Consider the following 2,722-nt stretch of genomic DNA (forward strand, 5'->3'; position numbering starts at 1 on the left):
AAAAAGTAACTGTTTTTAATGACTATTTTACTCTAAAATTTAGGTGGTCAATTTGGACTGGAATTGAGTGGTCAGTTTGCACCGAAATCGATGGTCAATTTAGACTGGAAAGTGGTGGTCAATTTGACCGTTTTTTCCAGTTTGATGCTCTTTTAGTTGGAATTAAACCTTCAACATCATTTTCGCTGTAAGCATGATACCAATTGTAAAAGGTACTTTTATTAATTCCAATCTCCCTAAGTGTTCGATTTACGCCAATTTCTGAACGAGTAACCAGGTGAATGATTTCTTGTTTTTCGGATACTGTAAGTCTCATATATTTCTTAAACTTTTCAGTTAATCCAGCATGTCCAAGCTTTTTTTTACAATATCGTAGCGTAAAACTAAATCGGCAATCATGACTTTTAAACGCTGATTTTCTTTCTTGAGCTCTGCTACTTCATCACTAGTAGCTTCTCTTGTGGTATCGCCTGCTAAACGCTTTTTACCGGCTTCTAAAAACTCTTTGTTCCATTTGTAAAACTGAGATTCATTAATGGAATACTTTCGGCATAATTCTGCAACTGACATTTCTGCTCGTAAAGCTTCCATGACAATTTGGATTTTCTGTTCAGAACTAAAGATTCTTCGTGTATTTCTACGAATGTCTTTGATGAAATTCTCTGCTGTTTTTTTCTTAGGTGTTTTCATACTATTTCAAAGTTAATAATTTTTGAAAACACTCTCTTAGTTTTGACCTAAATCAGTCCACTTTTTGCTGACGATTTACAGACGCAAATAGTATTGAAGAATCTATAATTATATTCTTTCTACATATCCAAAAAGTTTATTTAAAGTGATATAAAATGTAACCTTCAGTTTGGGAAATCATCTAAATCTTAGTGTCCAGATATAACAACTACTAAAAATACATGCAAATGGGGTTCATTTTTCCTTATAAAGTCAAAGTCGTTAAAAAAAGATTTATTAGCGATAGAATTGTCAAGTTATCAATCGAGAGACCTTATAATTACGATTGCAAACTTGGTCAAGTTATCGATTTGAGTATTGATGCTCCGCAATTTGGGTTGGAGGTTGATACATTTACAATTATAGATGTAAGTGGGAATACTTTTTTCGATATAATTGTAAAGAGTTGCCCCAATGATAGTAAAATTTCAGATTATCTTAGTATAATAAACACTAACGAAAGTATTTTTATATCTGATGCTTGGGACTCACAAGAATACAAAGGCCCAGGTTTGTTTATAGTAGAAAATATTTTCATAGCCCGGATCTTAAATATTTTGAAAAAAATTAGTCCAGACTCGATAAACATTTCAAATCACAAGCTTTTACTTTTTAATGAGAACAAAGCAGATGTTTTTTTTGGTTCAGAAATGAAAAAAATTTTAGGCACAAACTTCAAAAACATTTACCACGGGAACCAGTTCGATTACTATAGCCTACTTAAGAAGCGTGTCTATAATTTAGATCAAAAGATATATATATGCGGAACTTATAAATTTGAAAAAAATATAATGGCTGCGCTACTAAGCATTGGGTTTAATAAAGAACAAATACATACAGGAAAGTAATGAAAAATAGAAAGCTATTTTTATTAGAAGAATCGTCTAAGGAGAGAAAAGAATTATTAGATAAGACTTTAATTTTCGGCGAGCATTTCCTTAATAATTTGTCACATTTGAACGCATATAATGATCCATCAAAAAGCAATTTAAATACGAATAGAAAGTTCGCCATTAATGGAAAATCTTCTGGGATAGATGAAATTTTGTCCTTATTAGAGGAAGAATTATTGAGCCCAGGTTTAAATACTGCATCCGGAGCAAACATGGGATACATTCCAGGAGGTGGTATTTTCAGTTCCGCTCTTGGCGATTACATTGCTGCAATCTCCAATAAATATGCTGGAGTATTTTATGCATCTCCTGGTGCAGTTAACATGGAAAATGAGTTAATACGATGGACAGCAGATCTTGTTGGTTATTCAAAGGGTTATGGCGGCAATCTAACTTCAGGGGGAAGTATAGCTAATCTTATAGCGCTCTTAACAGCAAAAAAAACAAAAAATATAAATATTCGCAATATTGAAAGGACAGTTATATATTGTTCTCATCAATCACATCATAGCATTCAAAGAGCCATAAATATTATTGGTCTTGAGGACTGCATTATTCGCTACATTGATATTGATTCAGAATTACGCATGAATACTGAAAAACTTGAGCAACAAATTATAAAGGATTTAAAAACTGGTTTGAATCCTTTTTTAGTTATTGCCAATGCAGGGTCAACTGACGCAGGCATGATTGATCCTTTATATACCATCGGAAAAATTGCAACACAATATTCGTTATGGTTTCATATTGATGCTGCGTATGGAGGATTTTATCTTATGACAAAGAGAGGAAAGAAAAAATTAAAAGGAATTTCTTTAGCGGATTCTATAATTATGGATCCTCATAAAAGTTTATTTCTTCCTTACGGATCAGGTGTGGTTTTAGTAAAAAACATTAATAATCTTATCAAAGCTAATCAGTACAGTGCTAATTATATGCAAGATGCCAATGAAGATTCCAATAGTTATTCACCTTCTCTGTTATCGCCCGAATTAAGCAAACACTTTAGAGGATTGAGAATGTGGTTACCATTAAAGCTCTACGGTCACAATACATTTGAACATTATTTAGACGAAAAACTGAACTTAGCAAGGTACTTT

5 protein-coding genes are annotated in these 2,722 nt (G+C 32.4%); 3 read left to right on the forward strand and 2 right to left on the reverse strand.

Going from position 1 to position 2,722, the window contains the following annotated elements; translation table 11 throughout:
* Nucleotides 1-191: hypothetical protein (locus tag L6Q46_RS13465; protein WP_291284738.1), on the forward strand; the 191-nt coding region annotated here is incomplete at its 5' end.
* Here the strand turns inward: L6Q46_RS13465 and L6Q46_RS14030 are convergent.
* Together L6Q46_RS14030 and L6Q46_RS13470 are read right to left on the reverse strand one after the other, a co-directional pair.
* Nucleotides 119-316: a helix-turn-helix domain-containing protein gene (locus tag L6Q46_RS14030; RefSeq protein ID WP_363315884.1), complete on the reverse strand. Its 198-nt coding sequence runs from the start codon at nucleotides 314-316 to the stop codon at nucleotides 119-121. The genes L6Q46_RS13465 and L6Q46_RS14030 overlap by 73 nt on opposite strands.
* 20 nt (nucleotides 317-336) lie before the next feature.
* Complete coding sequence (locus tag L6Q46_RS13470; protein ID WP_291284739.1) at nucleotides 337-690, reverse strand: transposase; 354 nt, start codon at nucleotides 688-690, stop codon at nucleotides 337-339.
* Between the two features lie 227 nt (nucleotides 691-917).
* Between L6Q46_RS13470 and L6Q46_RS13475 the strand changes: the two genes are divergently transcribed.
* Both L6Q46_RS13475 and L6Q46_RS13480 read left to right on the forward strand, forming a co-directional pair.
* Complete coding sequence (locus tag L6Q46_RS13475) at nucleotides 918-1,577, forward strand: hypothetical protein (protein ID WP_291284740.1); 660 nt, start codon at nucleotides 918-920, stop codon at nucleotides 1,575-1,577.
* Nucleotides 1,577-2,722, forward strand: a 1,146-nt coding sequence (locus L6Q46_RS13480) for an aminotransferase class V-fold PLP-dependent enzyme (RefSeq protein ID WP_291284741.1), incomplete at its 3' end; no start/stop codon positions are given. The genes L6Q46_RS13475 and L6Q46_RS13480, both read left to right, overlap by 1 nt.

It is taken from the genome of Flavobacterium sp., from assembly GCF_023151265.1.
GTDB lineage: Bacteria > Bacteroidota > Bacteroidia > Flavobacteriales > Flavobacteriaceae > Flavobacterium.